Annotated in this window: 17 protein-coding genes; 6 read left to right on the top strand and 11 right to left on the bottom strand. The window is 60.9% G+C overall.

All coding sequences use genetic code 11. The features are described from left to right. The first annotated feature begins 1,800 nt into the window (after positions 1–1,800). Positions 1,801–4,095: a catalase/peroxidase HPI gene (gene katG / locus ABIE18_RS21120; protein ID WP_499724468.1), complete on the top strand. Its 2,295-nt coding sequence runs from the start codon at positions 1,801–1,803 to the stop codon at positions 4,093–4,095. A 74-nt stretch (positions 4,096–4,169) separates the two neighbouring features. Here katG and ABIE18_RS21125 read toward each other — a convergent pair whose 3' ends face one another. From ABIE18_RS21125 to ABIE18_RS21135, 3 genes are all read right to left on the bottom strand, one after another. Next, on the bottom strand, positions 4,170–4,439 hold the full coding sequence (locus ABIE18_RS21125; RefSeq protein WP_499724469.1) for a carboxymuconolactone decarboxylase family protein: 270 nt from the start codon (positions 4,437–4,439) through the stop codon (positions 4,170–4,172). A 180-nt stretch (positions 4,440–4,619) separates the two neighbouring features. Next, positions 4,620–5,093, bottom strand: coding sequence for a recombinase family protein (locus ABIE18_RS21130; RefSeq protein ID WP_499724470.1), 474 nt, complete (start codon positions 5,091–5,093; stop codon positions 4,620–4,622). A gap of 113 nt (positions 5,094–5,206) precedes the next feature. Next, complete coding sequence (locus tag ABIE18_RS21135) at positions 5,207–5,704, bottom strand: hypothetical protein (RefSeq protein WP_499724471.1); 498 nt, start codon at positions 5,702–5,704, stop codon at positions 5,207–5,209. A gap of 427 nt (positions 5,705–6,131) precedes the next feature. Between ABIE18_RS21135 and ABIE18_RS21140 the strand changes: the two genes are divergently transcribed. Beyond that, entirely contained in the window at positions 6,132–6,404 is a 273-nt protein-coding gene (locus ABIE18_RS21140) for a hypothetical protein (protein ID WP_499724472.1), read from the top strand. A 1,307-nt stretch (positions 6,405–7,711) separates the two neighbouring features. Here the strand turns inward: ABIE18_RS21140 and ABIE18_RS21145 are convergent. The 6 genes from ABIE18_RS21145 to ABIE18_RS21170 form a co-directional block, all read right to left on the bottom strand. Then, positions 7,712–7,990 carry a hypothetical protein gene (locus tag ABIE18_RS21145; protein WP_499724473.1) on the bottom strand — a complete coding sequence of 93 codons (279 nt, stop codon included), beginning with the start codon at positions 7,988–7,990 and terminating at the stop codon, positions 7,712–7,714. A gap of 144 nt (positions 7,991–8,134) precedes the next feature. Beyond that, positions 8,135–8,389 (bottom strand): hypothetical protein, encoded by a 255-nt coding sequence (locus ABIE18_RS21150; protein ID WP_499724474.1) that lies wholly within the window; start codon positions 8,387–8,389, stop codon positions 8,135–8,137. A 205-nt stretch (positions 8,390–8,594) separates the two neighbouring features. Continuing rightward, positions 8,595–10,955, bottom strand: coding sequence for a N,N-dimethylformamidase beta subunit family domain-containing protein (locus ABIE18_RS21155; protein WP_499724475.1), 2,361 nt, complete (start codon positions 10,953–10,955; stop codon positions 8,595–8,597). Between the two features lie 4 nt (positions 10,956–10,959). Then, entirely contained in the window at positions 10,960–11,307 is a 348-nt protein-coding gene (locus ABIE18_RS21160) for a N,N-dimethylformamidase alpha subunit family protein (protein ID WP_499724476.1), read from the bottom strand. Between the two features lie 365 nt (positions 11,308–11,672). Then, the gene (locus ABIE18_RS21165; RefSeq protein WP_499724477.1) at positions 11,673–13,079 is read right to left on the bottom strand and encodes an APC family permease; all 1,407 of its coding nucleotides are present in this window, start codon (positions 13,077–13,079) and stop codon (positions 11,673–11,675) included. A 125-nt stretch (positions 13,080–13,204) separates the two neighbouring features. Continuing rightward, complete coding sequence (locus tag ABIE18_RS21170; RefSeq protein WP_499724478.1) at positions 13,205–14,347, bottom strand: hypothetical protein; 1,143 nt, start codon at positions 14,345–14,347, stop codon at positions 13,205–13,207. 355 nt (positions 14,348–14,702) lie between these two features. Between ABIE18_RS21170 and ABIE18_RS21175 the strand changes: the two genes are divergently transcribed. Next, positions 14,703–15,701, top strand: a complete 999-nt coding sequence (locus tag ABIE18_RS21175; RefSeq protein WP_499724479.1) for a helix-turn-helix transcriptional regulator — start codon at positions 14,703–14,705, stop codon at positions 15,699–15,701. Positions 15,702–17,170: 1,469 nt separating this feature from the next. Then, positions 17,171–17,686 carry an OsmC family protein gene (locus tag ABIE18_RS21180; protein ID WP_499724480.1) on the top strand — a complete coding sequence of 172 codons (516 nt, stop codon included), beginning with the start codon at positions 17,171–17,173 and terminating at the stop codon, positions 17,684–17,686. A 412-nt stretch (positions 17,687–18,098) separates the two neighbouring features. Here the strand turns inward: ABIE18_RS21180 and ABIE18_RS21185 are convergent, their stop codons facing one another. Beyond that, positions 18,099–18,305, bottom strand: coding sequence for a DMT family transporter (locus ABIE18_RS21185; protein ID WP_499724487.1), 207 nt, complete (start codon positions 18,303–18,305; stop codon positions 18,099–18,101). A gap of 104 nt (positions 18,306–18,409) precedes the next feature. After that, complete coding sequence (locus ABIE18_RS21190; RefSeq protein ID WP_499724481.1) at positions 18,410–19,309, bottom strand: LysR family transcriptional regulator; 900 nt, start codon at positions 19,307–19,309, stop codon at positions 18,410–18,412. A gap of 118 nt (positions 19,310–19,427) precedes the next feature. Between ABIE18_RS21190 and ABIE18_RS21195 the strand changes: the two genes are divergently transcribed. Together ABIE18_RS21195 and ABIE18_RS21200 are read left to right on the top strand one after the other, a co-directional pair. Further along, positions 19,428–20,129 carry a type 1 glutamine amidotransferase domain-containing protein gene (locus ABIE18_RS21195; RefSeq protein ID WP_499724482.1) on the top strand — a complete coding sequence of 234 codons (702 nt, stop codon included), beginning with the start codon at positions 19,428–19,430 and terminating at the stop codon, positions 20,127–20,129. A gap of 930 nt (positions 20,130–21,059) precedes the next feature. Next, positions 21,060–21,908 carry an esterase/lipase family protein gene (locus ABIE18_RS21200; RefSeq protein ID WP_499724483.1) on the top strand — a complete coding sequence of 283 codons (849 nt, stop codon included), beginning with the start codon at positions 21,060–21,062 and terminating at the stop codon, positions 21,906–21,908. The last annotated feature ends 293 nt before the right edge of the window (positions 21,909–22,201 follow it).

The following is a 22,201-nucleotide window of genomic DNA, read 5'->3' on the forward strand; positions in this document are numbered from 1 at the left end:
AGCGAGAGTGAATGCGGTAATGCTCATCTCCATTACGGCTTTCTGCGCAGTGCTACGCGCTCAGCCTCAGTATGCGCTCTATTCAGGGCAAAGGAAGTGCCCGGCGAAGTAGCTTTGCGTGTCAGAACCAGCGCGATGACGTGTCTCGTTCGGCAATGGCCTGGCCGTTACACTTCCCACATGGCCCTTGTTCTGATGCCTACCGTCCTCGTGATGCCAGTGCTCTGGGTGGGAGTGATCATGTCAATGCTCGTGCGCTTGGACCCGAGCCATCAACAGCCGGCACCTCCGCTCAAGCATTCACCCCAGATCAGACCCGCACCAGGGGCCGGCGTCACGGACGGCATGCCCATGGCCCGTATTGATCCTCCATTTGATGTTGGAACCGCCCAGGCCATACCGTCGAACCCGAAACCCACCGGTGCCCCCCACTGGTGGGTTTTTCTTATGTACTGCCCAGGAAGAAGCAGGAAGCGCAGCCCTCCAGTTGTCCACCGGACTCAACAAGCCACCCCGTGCGGCCGTCCCCGCGCCACTGCCTGCGGCCGCGCAAACACCAATCGCCGCTTGTTCTTGGGGCGAAGGGCCGGACAAGTTCTGGGTACCATTATCCGGCCCTGCCCGGCAGATCGTATGGGCAGCAGCCGCCAAAACCGGGGGTCTTTGGCGATGCCTGGGATCCGCTGCATTCAGTAAGGACAGGCACCCTGATCCTGCGCCCGAGTAGCCAGTACTCATCTTGGGCACCACCCCCAAGCACGCTACCTACTCTGCGTTCCCATCACCAGGGCGAACCCCGGTGTTCGATGATCACCCGGCTTCCCGCGTACCCTGCAGCGGCCTGCCGCTACCCCGGACTTCGTCCCGGGCGGAAGCTTTCTTGGGTTGATAAGCACCACCAGAGGGCGTCTCCACTTAGCGCGACAGGCAGGGCGAGGGCAAGGATGTAGCGCTGCCTTGTGAGGCAGTCATGTGTCGGTGTCGCCATGGCGACGAGGAGGGGACTCTTAAGGCGTATAGGAAGCCGGGGCGGAAGTTGGTTGCGGTTCAGTCAGCAGAAGTACCCAGCGTGGGTTTGGAGTTCCGAAGTCGCTGTTCAAGCTTGGCTTCAGCTGCCTCCCGACGTTTACCTATGATCAGCATCTGCTGGGTGGCCGGACTATGAAGAGGAATTGTGAGCGCTTCCCGGGCAGCGGCCAGGGGTGGGTACCCAGGGTCAGTGCCGTCGTCAGGTTTCTGGACAACGCCCCAATGATCCCACCACCAAGCGGCCTAGTACATGCATCAGGTAGGTTCCGGGTTTTCTGCATGGTCAGAAGGAAAACGGAAAAGAACCGAGGGGATTTTCTATCCTGGCTGAAGCCTGGGAATTCTTGGTCCTTAGTCGGCGGTTGATTGGCGGTGCGCGCCGTAGTCGGTCTTAGGCACCTGGAACCACCCGTCGGCGGGCCCCTGAGTTCCCAGGGTGCGCCCAGAAGGACACTGCGACGTTGGTATGCAACAGTGTCATGAATGTGACGGAAACGTGAAGAAGCTCCGACGAGAGACCCGTAACGAGCAAGGAATATGTTTGACAATAAACCAACCCTAGCCCCACGCTGTTGCCTAAGGCGAGACTTGATGATCATTGCGGAACAGCACGCGGGTGGGGGGCACTGTCACACAAGACTTCTCGGTGCGGCTAGGCACCGGACGCTCCCTCCCGATGGGCTCTCCCCCGACGCGCGTTTATGGTGCAATAGGAAACTTTGAACCGGCCCGAGCCGACGGCGGCCTCGGCCAGATGAAAGGAAGAAAAACATGACCGATCCCCAAGAGCATCCCCCAGTCCCCACTCCCGGGAGCGCGCAGGGCTTGAACCAGAAGGTGGAGGGCGGATGCCCGGTGGCCCATGGCAGTGCCACGGACCAGGGCAGCGAAAGTGAAAACCCGGCGATCGATTCCCCCCGGCCCAAAGGCCACCGGCCGCGGACCAACCAGGACTGGTGGCCCAACCAGCTGGACCTTTCCGTGCTGCACACGCACGGCAAGTCAAGCAATCCGCTGGACCCGTCGTTCAGCTACCGGGAGGAATTCCAGAAGCTCGACCCCGAGGCTCTGAAGCGTGACATCACCGAGGTCCTGACTACCTCGCAGGATTGGTGGCCGGCGGACTTCGGCCACTACGGTGGCCTGATGATCCGCCTGAGCTGGCACGCGGCCGGCACCTACCGCGTCCATGACGGCCGCGGTGGAGCGGGAGACGGCAGCCAGCGGTTCGCGCCGCTCAACAGCTGGCCGGACAACGCCAACCTGGACAAGGCCCGGCGACTGCTGTGGCCGGTCAAGCAGAAGTACGGCCAGAAGCTCTCCTGGGCCGACCTGCTGGTCCTGGCCGGCAACGTCGCCTTGGAATCGATGGGCTTCGAGACCTTCGGCTTTGCCTTTGGCCGCGAGGACGTGTGGGAGCCCGAGCAGATCTTCTGGGGCCCCGAAGACGCCTGGCTCGGTGATGAGCGTTACGTGGGTGAAGGCCAGATGTCCGAGGACGTCGGTTCCACTGAAATGGGCCTGATCTACGTCAACCCCGAAGGCCCCATGGGCAACCCGGACCCGGTAGCTGCTGCCGCCTTCATCCGGGAGACGTTCAAGCGCATGGCGATGAACGACGAGGAGACCTTCGCGCTGGTCGCCGGCGGCCACACGTTCGGCAAGACCCATGGCGCCGGCCCCGCCGATGCGCATGTGGGCCCCGAACCGGAGGCCGCCAACCTGGAGGCGCAGGGCCTGGGCTGGCTCAGCACCTACGGCAGTGGCAAGGGCGCGGACACCATCACCTCGGGCCTCGAGGTGACCTGGACGGACATGCCGACCCAGTGGAGCAACCGCTTCCTGGAGATCCTGTTCGAGTACGAGTGGGAACTGGTCAAGAGCCCTGGCGGTGCTCACCAGTGGGTTGCCAAGGATGCTCCGAAGATCATCCCGGACGCGCACGACCCGGAGAAAAAGAACCGACCCACAATGCTGACGACGGACCTGTCACTGCGCTTCGACCCCGTCTACGAGGAAATCGGTCGCCGCTTCCTCAAGAACCCGGACGAGTTCGCCCTGGCGTTCGCCAAGGCCTGGTACAAGCTGCTGCACCGCGACATGGGACCCGTTGGCCCCCACATGCTGGGCCCGTGGGTTCCGGAAGCCCAGCTGTGGCAGGATCCCGTTCCCGCCGTCGACCATGAACTGATCGACGAGCAGGACATCGCTTCGCTGAAGGCCAAGCTGTTGGGCTCCGGCCTGACCATCCCGCAGCTCGCGGGTACGGCCTGGGCCTCGGCAGCCACCTACCGCAAAACGGACCGGCGCGGCGGCGCCAACGGTGCAAGGATCCGCTTGGAGCCGCAGCGCAGCTGGGAAGCCTCCGAACCGGAGCAGCTGGCAACCGTTCTTCCGGTGCTCGAACGGGTGCAGGAGGAGTTCAACTCTGCGCAGGCTGGCGGCAAGAAGGTCTCCCTTGCAGACCTGATCGTCCTCGGCGGTGCCGCCGCGGTGGAAAAGGCCGCTGCCGATGCCGGATTCCCCATCACCGTGCCATTCCGGCCGGGACGCACCGATGCCGCCCAGGAGCAGACCGACGTCGAATCCTTCCAGTACCTGCAGCCCAAAGCTGACGGGTTCCGCAACTACCTGCGGCCCGGCTCGAAGCTCCCGCCCGAGACCCTCCTGCTGGACAAGGCCTACATGCTGGACCTCACCGCACCGGAGATGACGGCGCTGGTAGGCGGCATGCGCGCCCTGGGCGCCAACCTGGGCGGTTCCAGCCACGGCATGCTGACAGACAAGCCACAGGTCCTGAGCAACGACTTCTTCGTCAACCTGCTCTTGCCGGGCACCAAGTGGAGGGCGTCGGAGTCGGAGGAGAACGTCTATGAGATCACCGACGCCGCCACCGGCGAGCTGAAGTGGACGGCCACCCCGGTGGACCTGGTCTTCGGGTCCAACTCGCAGCTGCGCGCCCTTTCCGAGGTCTACGCCAGCGAAGACGCCAGAGAGAAGTTCGTCAACGACTTCGTGGCCGCGTGGGCCAAGGTCATGGAGCTGGACCGCTTCGACCTCAAGTAACAAGTTCAACTGAACCGTGGTGTCAGGGCCGGTTGCAACTGCAGCCGACCCTGACACTTTTCGAAACCTAGTGTTCAGCGGGAAGCTGACCTCAGGAACCCTCCCATAGTCGCTGAGCAGGGTGACGTGCTCGCGATCTGCAGCGCGGCGCGCTCCTGCTCCAAGAAGTACTGCGATTCCCACCAGACCGGCACAACAGCGAGTCGGTCGGGAGTTTCGCCGTGCTCGATCGCGTCCCGGATTTGCAGCTTGAGGCAGAAGGCGCACCCGTTGAGCTGGGCCGCTTGGATCTTCACGGGCTCGATCAGACGCTCATCCAAGCCGGAATCCGTTGCGCTCTCCATTATCGTCTTGTTCAGCTGCATCAGCGCCTGATACGCGCCGGGGCGAGTTCTGGGAACGCATTTTCGGCGATATACCAAGTCAGACCTGCTTCGAGTGGAACATGCCCAGGCACACCACCGACGACGCAGTACCGGTGCCGCGGCGGTCATTCACCAAGTCAGAACACAGATCCAGCGTCCTCATCCTCGATTGGGGCCGGGCCTACACTGCGCTGAGGGCCCGTGTAATGACGAATTGCTGACGCTGAGTCGCTCTGCCGTTTCCTTTAGGATTTTCCCCTCACCGCGCAGCTGCTTGACAGTTTCGAGTTTCCCAGGGGTCATTGCGCGGGGTCGGACGCCCAATCTGCCTCGCGGTTTAGCTGCTGCGAGGCCTGCCCTGGTCCGTTCCGACAATCGGGAACGTTCGTACTCGGCAAGGGAGGCGAACATGTCGAAGATCAGCTTTCCGTGGGCGCTGGTGGTATCCAGCCAAGGCTCTGCCAAGGAACGGAAACCGATCCCTCCCTTTCCCAGCACCGTAACTATTTCAGCGGGGTCTGCGGCGCTGCGCCCCAACCTGGTCAAGTCCGCCACCATCAGCACGTTCCCTGGCTGGAGGTACTCGAGACATTCATTCCAGCCCGCCCGCTCCTGTGTGGCGCGCGCTGCCAAAGTACGCCTCAGGAACTAGCCCCAGGCGAGCACACGGACTTCCCGAAAACGGACGTTCGCCCGACGCAAAAGCCGGCGCTGATGTCGGGGTGAAAGCGTCAGCAAATACTGGTTCACCACGTGGCGTCGGGGAAGTTCACTGGGGTGATCTCTACCCCTGCTTCTGGGTGTTTTATGAAGTATCGCCTGGCTGCTTCGTCATCCACTGAAGTCCGAGGTTTCGGTAGGTCCTTCAGCTTGCGCGCCTTCCGTGCTTTCCGTTCATCCCTGGCTGCTGTGAACCCTACATAAGGAGCGGCAGCGAATAACGGGGTACAGACCAGGCCGAAGATCATCACGATCCAGTTCAAGCTGACTATCGCCGCGATAAGCACGATGCCGCTGATGATCGCGGCCGGGATCATGATGATCGCAAGGATGAACTGCACCACCCATGAACGTACCGTGGAGCTGCCACCGTTAGGCAAGGAACCTCCCATGCCCCACTCATCCCGGGTGTAGGCGTACATGCTCTTGTCGCCGCACCATGCGTAGTAGTAGGGGCGTTCCGGCGGAAGGACGAACTCCGGCTTGTCGTTCGTAGTTCTTCCACGGTTATGGTTCATCGTCATGGAGTAATTTCACCTTAATATGGCGTTCGGTCTAGATCGACCCGTTAGTCCAAGCGCCGGATCCTGATTCATGATGCATGCGAGGCCTTCCGCGGGCTCCCGGAAGCTACTTCGAAACTCCCATGCGGAGTGGACCGGACTCAGAATGCCCGAGAGCTGGCCCTAAACGCAGCACGGTTTCCTGTCCCATTTCCTTGGAAGCGGAACACCCTTTGTTGGAAGGACGGGCATCCAAATCAGAGTTGGTCCGTTGGGTGGACTAACCGTAAGTAATAGTGGGCGCCGTGTCATCCTCAAGAGATTTGGTGCATCCGGGTCAGGATGTGCGCGTCGGGCGTAGGCTGAAAGGACCGGCTCCCCTACCCCTTGGGTATCGCTCCGGCCTAATTGGCACGCTCCATGATTTTCACCCCACCAATGAAGGGCAGTGCTGGTAGCTGTGCACATCAAAGAATTCTGGGACCACCTCTCTGCGGACACGCAGCAATGGCTCATCGACAACCCGGGCAGCATCATCGTGCCCCGCACCCTGACGGCCATCATCAAGGGACAAACCGGCGAGGACAGTGTCGTGGACATCCACGGAGGCACGGTACTCACCGCCGAGGACCAGCAGTACATCCAGGACAAGGCGAGGGGACATGCAACCAAGGCCAACGGTGGCCCCAAGTTCTTCGACGCGGTAGGTCCACAGGACTAAGCGCGCCATCCTAAGGTCGGTGCTGAGACGGGGACTCCGCCCCGGCGGGTCCCCGCGCTCCACCGGACCGGCTGCTGCTCATCGTCCGTGTAGGGGCGGGGGTAGGGTGGGAAATTCATCGATGCGAGACCACCGCGTAGCTTCCAAGGCCCTTCCGGCCGGCCGCACTGCGGACTTTCGTTCAGCAGCTCTGCCCACGCCCCCTCCCGGCCCTGGACTCCACAGCGCTGTCGGACCCCTATGTTGGAGCCTGGATAGAGACTGCCCGCGAGCAACAGACGCGAATATATGTCATTGATCCGTTCCTCGAATAGCTGGATAGCCCTGCGATGTTCCCGTCCCTGGTGGGGTCTGCCGCGGAGAAGCTGTAACGATGGGTTTGTCTTCAGGAGAGGGACCCCACGCCGTCAGCAGCCCATGCCGCGGGTTGCGGGGTATCTCTTATGCAGAGCGCTCAAACCCTGGTGGCACAACGCACCATCTCCCTGGATGAGCCATGGATACAGTACTGGTCCATTGGTGGCCGTGACCGAGCCTGGACTCCAGGCCTAACTTAACGGCACAAGAGATCTTCACTGGTTCCAGGGCAGTATCTGCTGTCTGCACAGTGCGCACCTCCCATTGGCCCCTTTGCCGTTGCGGCGCTGACGTGGGACTAACTTTGGGCATGACCGCTGCACAAGACCTGGCACGAACAATACAAAGCATCCTTGACCACGGGCCAACGCGCCGCCGATATTCTGCGTAACGGCATGGAAAGCTGGCCGTTCGTCGGAGGCTTTATCGGCTTCATGATCATCTGGTCACTGATCAATACCTGGGCGCTGGCCACAAAAGCCTGGGATCCTACCCCTACATACTCCTGGACCTGCTGCTCTCCATGCCGGCTGGCTCGCAAGGCGCCATCCTCCTTATCGCCGCCACAGGCCAGGACAGGAAACGCAGCCCTCCGGTTGACCAGCCGTCCTCGACAAGCCATCAGTACGTCCGTCCTTGCACCGGTATCTGCCGTCAACCCTCGCAAACACCAATCACCGTTTCTTGTTGGGGCGAAGGGCCGAACAAGTTCTGGGTGCCATTGTCCGGCCCTGCCCGGCGAATCGTATGGGCAGCAGCCGCCAAAACTGGGGGTCTTAGGCGATGCCTGGGATCCGCTGCATTCAGTAAAGACCAGCACCCTGACCCTGCGCCCGAGTAGTCAGTACTCATCTTTGGGCACCACCCCAAGCACGCTACCTACTCCGCCTTCCGCCATACGGCACAAGGGCCGGCAAATTGCCCGACCCTTGTGCCACACAAAATGCGTGTTACGCCGCCCCGTCCAACTCTTCCACCGGCTCCACCTTGATCTCCGGCATGCCCCCAGACACAACGAATTCTCGGTTTCGAAGCAGCAGCAGCATCTGGTTATGCATCTCCACGGCCAGCGCTTGAGCTGCATATGCAGGTACCGACGCAAGGACCAGAGACATTTCTCCGTCCTGCCGGATGCCAGCCACAACGCTCGGGAGCTCAAGTGCCGCTTCCTGTAAAACTTCCTGCTCCATCTCAATCACATGCGTAACCGTGATGCGAAAGCGTGCCATGACCGGACCTTCCATGAGTGGCTACTCTCTAGCCCTGGCTTTCCATGATCGACCTCTGACCAGCGCAGTCAAGATCCAAGATCTCCCAGATGGACTGGACAGGGGGTGTTCCATTTCCTTGGAACTGGTACACCCGCCATCGGCCTAACTCTGTACTTCGTGGGAGTGGCTGGTTCTGCTGTCCAGGTCTCGTTCCATGGTGATGCCATAAGGGATTTCACTGCTTAGATTCACGGTGTACACGCCAGGTTGGTGCCGGGTCACGAGCACCCCTTCCCATCCCTCCCTTTTTGAGTGGGCGTGGGCCAAGGTGACTGCGGTGCTGATGCCGTCTTCGATTTCTGTGGTGGTCAGCCCCGTGATGTGGAAGTAGCGGTCGGCTTCTATTGTGGTGATCATCGGAAACTCCGTGGTGGCCATTTGGTAGTCGTCTTTCGACCTTGATGCCGCAGGTCCGCCTCACTGTGCGAGGGCTGGCAAGCGCAGTCGGGAAAAGCTGGATGGTGATGCGCGCTTGAAGGCGGCCCACTCGAAGAATGGAGCCGCCCTCATGCTTCGCTCTGCTGTTCTGGAGGTGCAGCTGAGATTCTCTGTGGCTGGCGCGTCAGCTCCCTGCTACCTGAAGTGTCTCCGTTTCATTAAGAGGTAGTTCGAGTGGCTGGGCCTGACGGAACCTCCTTAGGACGTTTCCTGTCATCTTGGCGATGTTGTTGTCGTAGTTGTTGTGGGAGAGGGACGCTGTGTAGGCGATGGAACCGACTGAGAAGAAGCCGCCGCCTCCTTCAAGGGGGCAGTAGACGATGTCTGACCGGACGCCTGGTTGCTCGGTGGCGCCGATGCCCGGGATGGATTCGTAGACTTCTTCTGCGGCCAGCAGGTAAGCGTCCGAAAGTGGGCCTGAGGTTGCAAGGACCAGCGTTCCGGGAGGCGAACCCAGGCCGGGCTGGTAGCAGTCGACCTCGGCGCCGGCTGCCCCACCGCCCATAATGCCGAATTCGCCGATCCGCTCGTCCTCACCGATTCCTTCGAAGATGAATGCTGCTGCCGGTGCGTGGCTGTCTTCCAGCCGCTCATAGTAGGTGCAGCGGTCAAAGCCCTGCGCAGCGAATCCCACTCCCGCGAGCTTCTGAGGCGGTAGCCCTTTGTTCCTCCAAATGCCCGCGAGCTCCCCGGACGTGGCGTGGCGCTTGTCTCCGTACGGAGACTGGTGCGGGCGAGTACCGCCGTCGGAGCGTCGGAGTTCCATCAGGTGTGGCTGGTCAGGGTCGAAGGAAACGGTGGCGTAGAACCCGTTGCCGCCCAGGTACATCAGCCTTCCGCCGTTGGAGGTGAATTCCTCCAAGGCGGTGAGTTCGTTGCGTGTGACGTACTCGGGATGGCTGCCGGTGATGACTACCCGGTAGTCGCTGAGAAGGCTGTAGCCTTCGCGGTCGAGGTCTTCATCAGTGATGGCGTCGAAGTCGCAGTTCTCGGTTTCGAGCCAGTGAACAATGCACAGGTCCGCAGGCAGCCCCCATACGCCCTCGGCTTGGAACCACGCCCGGTGTTTGGGCTGGAGGGTCAGGATGGGTTTGCGGACACTGCCGAAGACAACCCCGGAGCCATCGTTGTGGATTTCATAGCAGGAACGGCCGAATTCGGGATGATCCTGGAGCGTGAGGTCTTCGCGGTCCAGGATGGGCGTCCGGCTGACGATGATCTCTGCGCCGTCGGCTTCGAAGGCAATGCGGTCGTTGGCGTAGGCCAGGTACGTCGCTGTGGAGAACAGCACGGCGACGTCGTTCTTCTTTTCGCCTGCCCGGACGAAGAAGGGAAGGTACTGTTCAGCGCCCTCGGCGGTGAGTTTGGCCGCGTATACGCCGCTTGGCAGGTTATGGGGCACCTCGAGTGTGAATGCTGCGGGCCAGCCGGCGTCGGTGATGTCGTCGTCGTGGAAGTGGATTGCATCGTATTCATCGGGGACAAGCCGGAAGTCGTCCACCAGTCCCGTGAAGGAGTGTCCTGCGACAGCTCGGGTCGGTGCGTTGTAACACTTTCCGTGCAGCCGGTTTGGCGATTCATCGATAACGTCCCACAGGAGCAGTCCGTCGTCACGGCTGCTGCGTCCAAAGTGCCAGTCCGCAATAATCTCGGTTCGGGTGGGCGTGCGTCGTTGAATGGAGACGTCGCCGATCTTGCCGTTGAAGCCGTTGGCTGCAAGCCATCGTTCGCCGTCTCGCCTAGCTCCGGCGCCGATGCGGAACGGGGCTTCGGGTGCGGTGGCTGCAGGGGTGGCGTCTGCGACCTTGTCTTCGGCTTCCAGGGGCAGTGCCTGGTCGGTGTACCGGTTCATGATGTTGGACAGCGGTGCCCGGGTCAGATGGATCTGGCCAGCAGCGGCATCCACCTCGACCCGGAGGGCGTACCAGTGGTGTCCTTCCAAAGGGCTCTCAAGAGCCACTGACTTCACGGCGCCCTGTTCGCTCCAGAGGAAGGTGGGCCGGCCGGCGTCCAAAACCAGGGCGTAGCCACTGGAAGATTCTTCGTCCCAGTTGCCCAGGATGACCTGCCGGTCGCTTCCTCCTCCGAATGAGTTCTGAGTGACGTGGTAGGCGCCGTAGTTACCGGAGCGCGAGCTCAGGGGCAACGTGGGGTACACCTTGGCTTTGATGACCAATCCGTTGAGGTCTGTCAGCAGCGAGGAAGGGTCTGACACCTCGACAAAGGATCCGGGCTGGCAGGCGTACTGCCTGCCCTGCTTTTCACCATCGAACTCTGATGCAACCGGAGTTTCCAGGAAGCCCGGCCCGGCTTCTCCGGTGAACCCGTGCCGTAGCCGGACAAGTGAGGCCTGGTATGCGGAGGGTCCCTCGCAGCTGACGTGGAAGGAGATGCTTTCACCCGGGCGGGCGGCAAAACGGTCGGTGTATCCGAAGATTTTAGGTTCGACGCGGATCTCGGTTGCGGGTGCGGCTTCGGCAGTCATGGTTTCAGCTCTCCAAAAAGTTCTTGCGACGCAACGCGAACACTCCGCGCAACGCGTTTTCGTAGGTGTGGAAGGTTGAGGGCAGGAGAACCAGATTTCCGGGTGCTCCTACAGTGATCCGGCCGATCCCCCACGGACCGTTGGGCCCGAGGTTCAGGATGATCTCTTTGCCATTGACTGAGGCGTTGCCCAAGGCCCGCACAACACGTGCGGTCTTGTCGTCATGGGGTCCCAGCGGGGAACGGTCGTACGCAGCTGATACTTCATCGGTGAAGTCGCGGCGGAGCCGGGAGGAGAACCGCTGTTCAAAAATGCTCATAAGTTCGGATGAGCGGTCCGCGCTGGTACGCATCAGTTCGCTCCCCTCCGGCAACAATTTGCTTGGCCACTTGGTGGACTGGTCTGCGGATTCAAGAGAGGTTCTCGCTTTCATTCTGAGATGGGATTGCTGTGGAGCGGGCTTGTTCAGGGAACTCCCCGTCACCAGCGCCGAAGCGTTGTGTGTTCTAGGTAACTTCAACGGTAGGACCGGCGTGACGGGAAAAATATAGGTAGTTTTGCGTAGTCCAAAGCCTCCTATTGACGGGTGGAGCCTGTTCCCGTCGGGGACCCTGGGGCAAGAAACTTCCTGACACACCACGAAGGCACCGGACCTTGCCAAAGCGGCAGGCCCGGTGCTTTCGCCCCGTCGGTGAACGGCAAGTGTCGTGTGGCGGTCTAGAGGCCGTCCTCGGTTACGAGGGTCCGGCCGGTGCGCTTCAGAACGAGCGCAACGATCGATCCAATAACCAACCAGGAGATGCCAATGATTTTGGCAAGGATGTTGGTGCTGTAGAGGGCATATCCGAGTACTGCAATGCCAAGGATGGGTGAGATCCAGTGGATGAAGTACTTCTTGCTGGACTGGCGGATTCCAAAGTGGATGATCACGCTGATGTGAAGCAGGATGTAGGCGGTGAGGGCGCCGAAGGTGACCATCGTGACGATGAGTTCGATCTGTCCTACAGCCAGCACGCCGATGACGGCGGTGAGGATCGTCACGACGATCATGGCCGTGGCAGGAACTTGGTGTTTCTGGCTCACGACGGCCAGACGTCGGGGCAACTGCCCATCCCGGGCCATGGCGAAGATCATCTTCGACGTCGTTGCATGGGAAACCAGCACGTTGGCAAAAAGCGCTATCAGCGCCGTAATCAGCGTGAAAACGATTTTGAACCAGGGAGCCACCACGATTTCGCTGATGTAGTAAAAGGCGTTGTTCACAGCATCGCCGTCGGCGAACGGTTCGTTGTTCGGAACGAAGAGAGCAGCGAAGTAGACCTGCGCGACAAACATTGCGATGACTAGCCAGAGCACGATCATGGTCGCTTTCGAGACCGCTTTTCCGCCACCCTTGGCTTCTTCGTTGAGCGTCGAGATCGCATCAAAGCCGATGTAGCTAAGGGCCGCGACCGGGATGGCCGTGAACACGAGCTCCCACGAGAAGAATTCGGGCTGATAGAAGGGTGCAAGGCTGAACTGGGCCCGCCCCTGGGTGATAGCTACCAGGGCTCCGCCAACGAAGACGACGAGCGCCGCGCCCTGAATGATCAAAAAGATCATGTTCATCCGTGCCGTGACGCGGATTCCCCGGAGATTGATGAAGGCCACTGCGGCGATGAAGCCGATGACCCAGATCCAGCCTGGAACTTCAGGCATGAGTGCTCCCATAGCGGATGCCGCGAGGATGCACAGCAGCGCCGGCAGGAGGAGGTAGTCCAGGAGGATGGCCCATCCAGAAAGGAAGCCGACGAATTTGCTGGTGCCCAACCGGACATAGGAGTATACGGACCCTGCGACGGGGTACTCCTTGGCCATCTCCTTGTAACTGACGGCGCTGAAGAACATTGCGATGCCGGCGACCAGGTAGACCAATGCGGCCATGCCGTGGGAGAAGTTGAAGATGGTACCGAAAACGGCCACGGGGGCCAGCGGCACCATGAAGATGAGCCCATAGACAACAACGTCCGTCAGGGTCATGGTGCGATTGAGCTCTTGCTTGTAGCCAAGAGCCCCTAGTTTTTGCTGCTCGACGACGTCGGTGCCGGCGTCACTGGCCGGGGTCGCGTGACTATCAGTTTTCATGGGCTATCTGTGCCTCTCGAAAGAAATCCTAGCCGTCAATTCGGCTCAGCGGATTCTGTAAATGGATCGGTGAAACGAGCGATCGATGGGCGCTCTGTGGTGTGATGCGGCCTCGTGGGCGGAGATTAGTAGGACACGGGCTGTGTTTGCTGCAGTGGGTCACCTGGTTCCGTTGCGGGTGAGACGACAAAGGGAACGAATTCCTCGACGGTTGAGGCCCTTAGCCGCACGGCGTAGAACCCTGCCTGCAGTGTTTGCGGGACAGGGAGAACGACCCGCGATTTCCATCTCTCTGGATCGGGCCGTCTTTCGATCAGATGGATGGCACCGTAGCCCTGGGGTGGTGTTCCGGTGTCGCCGGCTTGGCTGCCGCAGTGGCCAGGAACCACCCTCATGGGGGCATTGACGCAGTGGGCGTGGAAGGAACCGACGACATCCAGAACCTGGTCGGTGTGGAGTCCGTCTGCGGAGAGCCCTTGGGGGAAATCCCAAGCTGCCACGAGGTCCGGGGCGCTTAGTCGCCGGGCGTGTAGTCCCCACAGGTCAGTTGCCGGCGTGGACTTCGCAATGACGTAAGGTGACTCAATCGTTCCGTTGAAGGACTCTTCTGCGGCCGTCCACCCTGAGATGTTTTTGGCGCTGGTCCCGAGCATTATCGGGACGGCTGGCAGTTGCTCGAGTCTGCGATGCCCGGTTGTTGTTTGGCTGCCGCGACGCTCCTGATGGGCTGACGAGGTGCAGGGCCTCAGGAAGACAGCGCCGAGACCGGATGTGAGGTCATACGATGCGGCGACTTCGTACCAGCGGCCAGGGTGCAGTGCCTCAGGAAGGCTGAGTTCCAATATGGCGCGACCGTCCCCTGCCAGAAGCGTCAACCTTTGGTTCTGAAGGAAGAGCCCAATGCCGCTTCTACTGCTTGTATCCCAGGCGGTCACAACACCTTCCAAGGAAGCCTCGGGCTCGTCTGGTCGTATTAGTGCTCCCAAGGTCACTCCGGGCGCTCCGGTGAGCGCGGCTCCGCTGTCTGGAACCTCCAGAAACGGGCGCAGACACGTTGCGTGCACCCCGCGCTCAGTGGTCATGTCAATAGTGCTGGTCACTGGCAGGGCTTCCAGGAATGGAGTGGGCGCTTCGCTGCGATACTCTTCGATCCGTAACAACTGAGTCTGAAAGCTGGATGTTCCGCGGCATACAACTGTGAAGCAGATGTCTTCGAGCGGTCTGACGTTGAAACGGTCCGCCTGCCCGTGGATCTCAAGGGTGGACATTGGTTGGCTCCTTCGTGCCGGGTCTGTCGCCGACATCGCGTGTTCCATTGCAGCGGGCTGGCCGCGTTGCCTTGTCAAAGGGGCACTTCTGGCCACACTTGGTGTGGGTTTCAAGAAGAAGTTTTGGCTCGTTGCTTGTCACTTTGTGCTCTTTCACGACTCAGGTGACGCTCATCACTCCGTGTAATCAAGCCTAGGAAGACGGGAGTTCTTGCGACATCGGTATTTGTACGTACGCGGTGACAAAATCAGGGGCTTGGGCCCCGCAGATGCCGGTCGGGTCCGTTGCGAGCAGAGACGGCCGTATAATTAGCGCGTACCCGGAGGACAGGATCCTCCCGTCTTGGAGGCCTTCATGGTCAGCGGAAAGTCCCACATTCTGCTTAAGGCAGCGTTCGCCGCCGGCGCAGCCCAATACCAGCGCGACGGCGCTGACGAGATACTGCACGTTCTGGCAGACGGAACCAGGCATGACGCCGCAGCCCTGATTTTCTGGAACCGTGCACTGTCCAAACACGACGTACTGGCCAATGACGGCTACCAGCCAGAAACGCTCACCGCGCTGGGTGACCCCTATGCGTCAACCAAAGCCCATCGGAAGCTGCTTAAGCTGCACCAACCGCTGCGCATCGATGACCTGAAGTACGACTACCGTGGGACGCAGTTCTACCAAAACGCGCTGGCGCCCGCGGGTTTCGCGGATGGCATGAGTGCCTGCCTTATCTCCGACGACGGCCAGTACGCCGGAATGCTCCACCTTTCCGCCTCTCACTTCCACAACTTTGATGATGATGCCCGCGACCTTATTGGTGCGCTGTCCCCGATCGTCGCTGAGCTGTGCCGAAGGCAATCGTCCGGCTACCCGATTCTGCGACTTCGCGAAGACTGCAGAGCAGCGCTCTTTGACGGTCAGGATTCCCCCAGACCCGTAATTTCCAGGGAAATGAGCGCCGTCGTATTTGACCCCCATTTCAAGGACTTCATTTCGCGCTTCCTGGCCGGGCCAGCTGCCACCGTGTCCGGGCTTTGGACTTCCGAGAGCGGGACGGTAGCACTGGAGATCACCCGCACCGCCGGGGTGGCATCAGGCAAGGGTGACGTCGCTTTGATCGTTGAGACTCCAATGGAGCTTCCCTTCGGACTGACGGCACGTGAAGCCGAGGTTACCGACCGCATTGCATTGGGCCGCTCTAACCAACAGATCGCCTCCGAACTCGGCATCTCCATTCGTACTGTCACAACCCACGTCGAGAACATCCTCGTGAAGATGGCCCAGGAATCCCGATCCGGCGTTGCCGCAGTAGCCATCAGCGCAGGTCTTCGGAGACTCGACACGCACAGAACCCACCTCTGAGGATCGTCTGCTCGCTGTAGGTCACTTAGCCCCGTCTACCAGTACTTCCGCCACGCCAAGATGGAGTGCACCGGAACCGCTCCCCTGCCGGCGCCGTCATTGTGCTGCTGCCCCGCGACCGTAGCTGACGGAAGGCACTAATCGGCAGACTGGCCGCGATGACGTGCTCGGCCGGCGATCGCGTGAGCTGCAATGTTCCGGAAGCACCGCCGGGCAGCGGTCATCTGCATCGGACCCGCGTCCCACTTGATTATGCGATGTGCGCCGATGACACGGTCAAGACCACTTTGAAAGCACTCGGCCGACCGTTGGCACTGAACTCTCACCTCGAAATGACTCTGCACATGTACAGCGCTTCCGGATTCGCGTCATGTCGCTATGGCCTCTCATATGCATGAGTAGATGTTGCCGAAGGAGGGACAACGCGAAGGCTGCAATCAGTCGCAATAAAGAAGATTTAAGTGTGGACAATGTCCACACCCTCTTTGGCCTGACAAAGCTTCAACCAGTCAAGTCTCCCCACTCCAAGGACGAGTCGAAACGAAGCTCTTTGACGAAGGATTTCGAAGTCATTTTGCGCTCAGTCCACATACCCATGAAGAGGTGTAGGACAACTACGACCTTCCGGACGAACCAAGAGAGGAACGCTTATACCCAGTGCACAGCAAGCGGAGGGCCATCCAGCCAGGACGCTGACCCCGTTACCACACACCCGAATAGGCCCACGCGGCGCCCAGGCCAAAGACCGCGAACCAACCGTCAGAGTCAACGGGCCAAGCTTTGTACACACGCTTAATAGCAAAATCCCCTCTGACGAGGGGGTATGCCGTGCCCGAGGTGAGGGTCGATCGGGATTCCGAGTCCTGGTAGCACTGGGAAGTGGCGGAAAAATGCGGAATCCGGGCCAGTCCGGCGGCTGCAGCGTGCCTGCTCGATGGCCCTTCCCGGTCCTTGTGAAACCCCCGGCCAAGATGAGGCCGCAACCTCCAAGGAACGACTTCCCAACGGCCGGTCAAACAACGCAAATCCGATCACCCTCTGCCCACCAGAACTATGAATATCCAACACAGTGGCTGCACCTCCTTCATCACTTACATGGCGAACACGACACCGAGTATCATGCCAAGACCGTCCGGCCGGATCGACGAGAAAACGTCGGTTATCGGCGTTCCAAAACGGCCGGGGAGTGCCCGCAATAGGGGCTGTTTCTGCCTCCAAGTCGCGGCGTTTTCTCTCCGGAAGTCAGAACTGCCCAGCCATGGGGCCTTCTCGGCACCCCGCTGAATCTCACCGTACTGAACCCGGACCACACCTTTATTGTGTGAGCCGCCCGAGCCAGGATCTGCACGACGTGTTACTAAAGTATGGCCGCATGAGATTCGCAATTCGATGCCATGAGACACCCACGGCTGACTCGTAGAGGTGTATTCTTGCCCGATTCGGTCCGCAGCGGAAAGGGAGTGCCAGAGATGTCGCAATCGGAAGTAGCCCAAGCCATCAGCAGGGCCCGGCAGTACTTGAACGAAAGCCCGGAGAAGGCCCGCTCCCGCGACTCAACGGCCACTGCCGTGCTGGAAAATGGGCTCCGGGTCCGGGTTGACGGCCCCCACAGCTGGTCCTTGGTGACGGACATGGGGCCAGGAGTTGGCGGGAAGGGTTCGGCGCCTACTCCTGGATGGATGCTGCGCTCGGCAAGCGCCGCCTGCTTGGTCTCGCTCATCGCCATGCGTGCCGCCGAAAAGGGAGTGACCCTAAACCTGCTCGAAGTTGATGTTGACAGTGAATCTGATGACCGCGGTCTGCTGGGAATCGGTGAGGACACTCCTGCAGGACCCCTTGGTCTTCGCACAGTGGTCCGCATAGCAGCCAATGACACCGAAGAGGCCGCTCTCCGCGACATCGTTCAATGGGCAGACGAGCACTCCCCCGTTGACGATGCGATCCGCCGTGCTGTCCCAGTGGAGCTGACCGTTGTGATCGGCTAAACCGGGACCGACTGATTAGGAAGCAGCATCCAGACGCATTCAACCGTAAAGAGGCTTGCAGCATCCTCGTAGCGACCGCTGCCTACCCTTTGGCTATCCAGAGCGCGGTCTTTAGAGGCCATGACTGGCAAGGGCCTTTCGCATTGCTCATAAGTGCGGCGCTTCTTCCCGTGCGATCTAGCGAACCAGGCGTCGGTCGGTTATGGGAGGCTCCAAGCAGATGCGCAGCGAAAGTCCTGCGGGCGGCGTGCCCGGCCTGCCGGGCGAAGTGCAGTTGAGCTCCGACAATTCTCGGACAGTTGCCCACTGTTTCCGCAAAGGCCGAGTTTCGAGGCGAACCTCAACCTGGCAGAAGCTGGGTCATCGCGCAATGACCCGCTCTACGTGTACCGAGACCTGGCGCGCCGCGATGTCAGTGAGACGCTCCAAACTCGATTAACAGCACGCCGACGATAATGAGGGCCATGCCGAGCATCATCCTACGAGTGAGGTGTTCTTTAATGGTGGCTTTGCTGGCGAGGGTTGTCAGTGCAACACCAGCGGCCGACCAAATACCGTAGGCAACTCCTAAGGCAATGCCCTGGGCCAAGGTAAGCGTGAGGAGTGTGAAAGCCAGCAGGTAACCCGGTTACGACGAGCAGTGAACTCGCAACGCCACTCTACAGACACGCCTATGTCACACCGGGGCCGGCGCAGAGACACAGCGGCGCAAGAGGTCCCCCATCAATAGGTACTGGCTAGCCGCTGGATGGCGGACGCAAGGGACCGCAGCTGGTGGTTGCGGTCGAGATCGCCAGTGCGGGTTGCTAGGTACACGGTGTTTAGAGGGGCGAACTCGGGTGTGTGCAGGGAGGTGAGGGCTCCCGCGGTGAGGTCGTCTTCCACGAGATAGCGGGGCAGTACGGACATTCCCGCGCCAGCAAGGATGGCTGCACGCACACCGCGGAGATCGGGCACGATGCAGCTAGTCTGGAGGTCGTCGGGGCGTCGCTCGAACACAGTCCGCCAGTATCGACGAACGATGGGCAGGTTTTCGGCGTAGGCCACAACCGGGATGGCGGACAACTCCCCATCAGCGGGGGCGACTCCTGTGATGCTTGCTTTCCAAACGGGAGCGGCCACTAGGACAAATTCCTCATCGAAGAGTGGGAGCCCGGTAACCCCCTGAACCCGCGGCCGGACAGCACTGACCACGACGTCCAGGTCGCCGGCCCGCAATTCCTCAAGCAGGCCGTCCACCAAGCCGAACCGGATTCGAAGTCTGGCCCCAATAGCCTCGGTGAGTTCCGGTGTGTGGGGCAGGAGCATGTTGGTAATGAACTCCGCGGGACCACCCAAGTGTATTGACTCATTGCCGCCGGACCGCAAGGACATGAAGGCGAGATCATCCAAAGCGTCGATGTGCGGGGCGACGTCCCGGGCCAAGCCATCGGCCTTGGGAGTCGGGCTGACGCCCCTGGGATCTCGCTCAAAGAGACGCAGGCCCAGGCTCTGCTCGAGGGAATGAACGTGGGTGGACGCTGTGGGCTGGGAAATGCCGAGCATTCTTGCAGCCTCGGTTAGGGAGCCCACGCGGTAAACGGTGAGGAAGGTCCGCAAATGCTCCAGGTTATGAGTGGCCATCGGTGCAATCCTCGCATGGGTGGTCCAAGGATTTCCGATGGGGGCCACAGCTTTTTCTATGTAGGCCAAGCGCGTCGCCGGGGCACCATCGACTAACAACCCGACGAAAGGAAACCCTATGTCCCGCATTCTCATGGTCGTATCCGCAGCTGACTCACTTGAACTTGCCGACGGCACCCAGCACCCCACGGGCGTCTGGGCCGAGGAACTCGTGGTGGCCCACCAAACACTCAAAGCCGCTGGTGCAGACATCACCATCGCCAGCCCCGGCGGAAAGAAGCCCACCGTGGACCCCGGCTCATTGAACCCGGACGTCGTGGGCGACGAGGAGAAGGTCCGTGGTTTCGAGCAATACCTGGCGGACATCGTCGCAGAGTTGGACGAACCGGAGGCCTTGGATTCCGTGAATGTTGCCGACTTCGATGCTGTGGTTCTCCCCGGCGGTCACGGACCCATGGCGGATCTAGCCACGGACGCGAACCTGGGCGCCCTCCTTATTGCGGCTAACCAGGGCGGAAAAATCATCGCTCCCTTCTGCCACGGCCCGGCAGGACTGCTCAGCGCCAACACCCCTGACGGCAGCTTCGCCTTCGCCGGCCGCCAGCTGACAGCGTTCACGGATGAAGAAGAGCTCACTGGCGGCACCGGCGAGAACACCCCATGGCTGGTGGCCACCACCCTCGCCGAGCGCGGCGCCAAAGTGAAGGCAGGCCCGGCCTGGAGCAGCTACGTTGTCCGAGACCGCAACCTCATCAGCGGCCAGAACCCGCAGTCAAGCGAGGCTGTAGCGGCGGCCGTTGTCGCGGCCCTCGCCGAGTAGGGCGGATCTGCCCAATTGGCAGTTGGGCGAAAAGTCTGCCCGTTTTCATCCATGTATCTACGACTGTGGTCCAGGGGCCGCCGCCTTCATTTCGGCTGCAGGCATGTGTGCGTTTTGGTCCAACAACGCGCCCTCATCAGTGCCGCGTGACTCTTGCACCAACATTTCAGACGACGCATGGCCCATTACCGGCGTTTCGATCAGCCGAGAAGGGTCAACGTTCGTCTGGTTGGCTTGCCCCGATCCATGTAGTCAGCCGGCCAGCCGCGTCACCACTAGTGTTTGCCCTCCAGCCGCTGCTCAAGGCCAACCCCTGGAACTGTTCGAAAACCCCCAAAGAACGCAGCATCGGGATCCTGTTGGAGGACGTGGCCGAACGGTACGCCCGCGGCTCCGTCGCCCGGGCCATCCAGGGATCAAGGTCGGGCCGGACTCTTCCCCGGGTACACCGCCCACTGGGACGAACTCCCCCTCGTCAAAGCCGCCTGACCGGCGCCAAGCAGAAAGGAAACCGCAACGACCCTTGCACCCGAAACACCCACAACCGGCCACGAACTCGATATCCGGTTCACCTCCGACGGGACGCCGTTGGCGATCCGTCACGATGGCCGGATTTGGATGGTCGACCCTGACATCCCCACCGCGCACTGGTTCACCGGGGATGCATGTTGGGAAACCGGAAACGGGGCAGCCGTCGGCACCGGTGACCTGATCAGTGTTAAGCACTGGCAGGTCCAAGCCAAGCCACGCAGCGCCAACCCCAAGCTGCGTACATTCACCCTGCGCTGGCGCGGCAGACCCGGTCCGCGCCGCACAAGTGCACGTTTTCTCAAAATCTTGGCACGCTATTGCAACCCTCCGGTAAGTTACTGCAAAGTAACTTGAGGATGCCGCGGACATAGGGGTTCGCGGCCAGGAGAAAGGCAGGCCATGCGCCGATTCCGACTCACCCCCGTCCTCGCCGCTGCGGCGCTCACGATTGGACTCTTCGCCGCACCCGCGGCTCAGGCCGACTCGATCTCGCCAGACCCGCCCGGAGCCAATGACTGGACGTGCAAGCCGTCGAGCGTTCATCCATATCCGGTGGTCCTCGTCCCGGGGACGTTCGAGACAATGTACAAGAACTGGGCGCTGCTTTCACCAGTGCTCAAGGACCAGGGATACTGCGTCTTCGCGCTCAACTACGGGGTGATCAACGATGTCCCCGCCAGCGGGGCAATTCGGAACTCCGCAGCTGAGCTTGCGACGTTCGTGAAATCAGTTCTCGGCGCGACGGGTGCGAAGAAGGTCGATCTGGTCGGGCACAGCCAAGGCGGGATGATGCCGCGGTACTACATCGGGTTCCTCGGCGGCGCCAAGTATGTGCACCACCTCGTCGGCATTGCGCCGTCGAGCCATGGCACTCAAGGCCTCATCGCGCCGTCGCCCGCGGGGATGATCCTCGACACGACCGCAACGAGCACCCTGTGCCAGGCCTGCGCGGACCAGCATGCCGGGTCGGCGTTCATGGCCGAGCTCAACTCGATCGGCGACACCGTACCCGGCCCGTCCTACACCGTCATCTCGACCCGTTACGACGAGGTCGTCACCCCTTACACGAGCCAAGCTCTCCTTGGGCCGGGGAAGCAAGTCTCCAACCTTGTGCTCCAGGACTACTGCCCTCTCGACACTTTCGAACACGATCAATCTCCTAACGATCCGAACGTGTGGTCCCTCGTCTCCAACGCGCTCCTCCAGAGCGGCCCCGCAGATCCAACGTATCGCCCGCAGTGCGTGTAGCGGGCAGTATCCCGCCTTCGCAGTATCGGTCCCCAGCGATCGGTCCGCAGATTGCCGCACCCACAACCGATGTTGGTGGTGTCCCATTCCCCCGAACCAGGACAGTCCAACCTTGGGGACACTTCCCCAAGGTATTGACTTGATCCCACCTATTGAGTTTCGTGAACGCTCGGTATCGCACCGGGCGTTCCGCAAGGCGATCCTTGGGTTCTTGCGGTGATTGCAACACTTATCGGATGGGTGTTGTCATGGCGGGATATTCGATTCATTTGAGGCCTGATCTCTTGCAGGTT

The organism is Arthrobacter sp. 2762 (genome assembly GCF_040548745.1).
GTDB lineage: Bacteria > Actinomycetota > Actinomycetes > Actinomycetales > Micrococcaceae > Arthrobacter.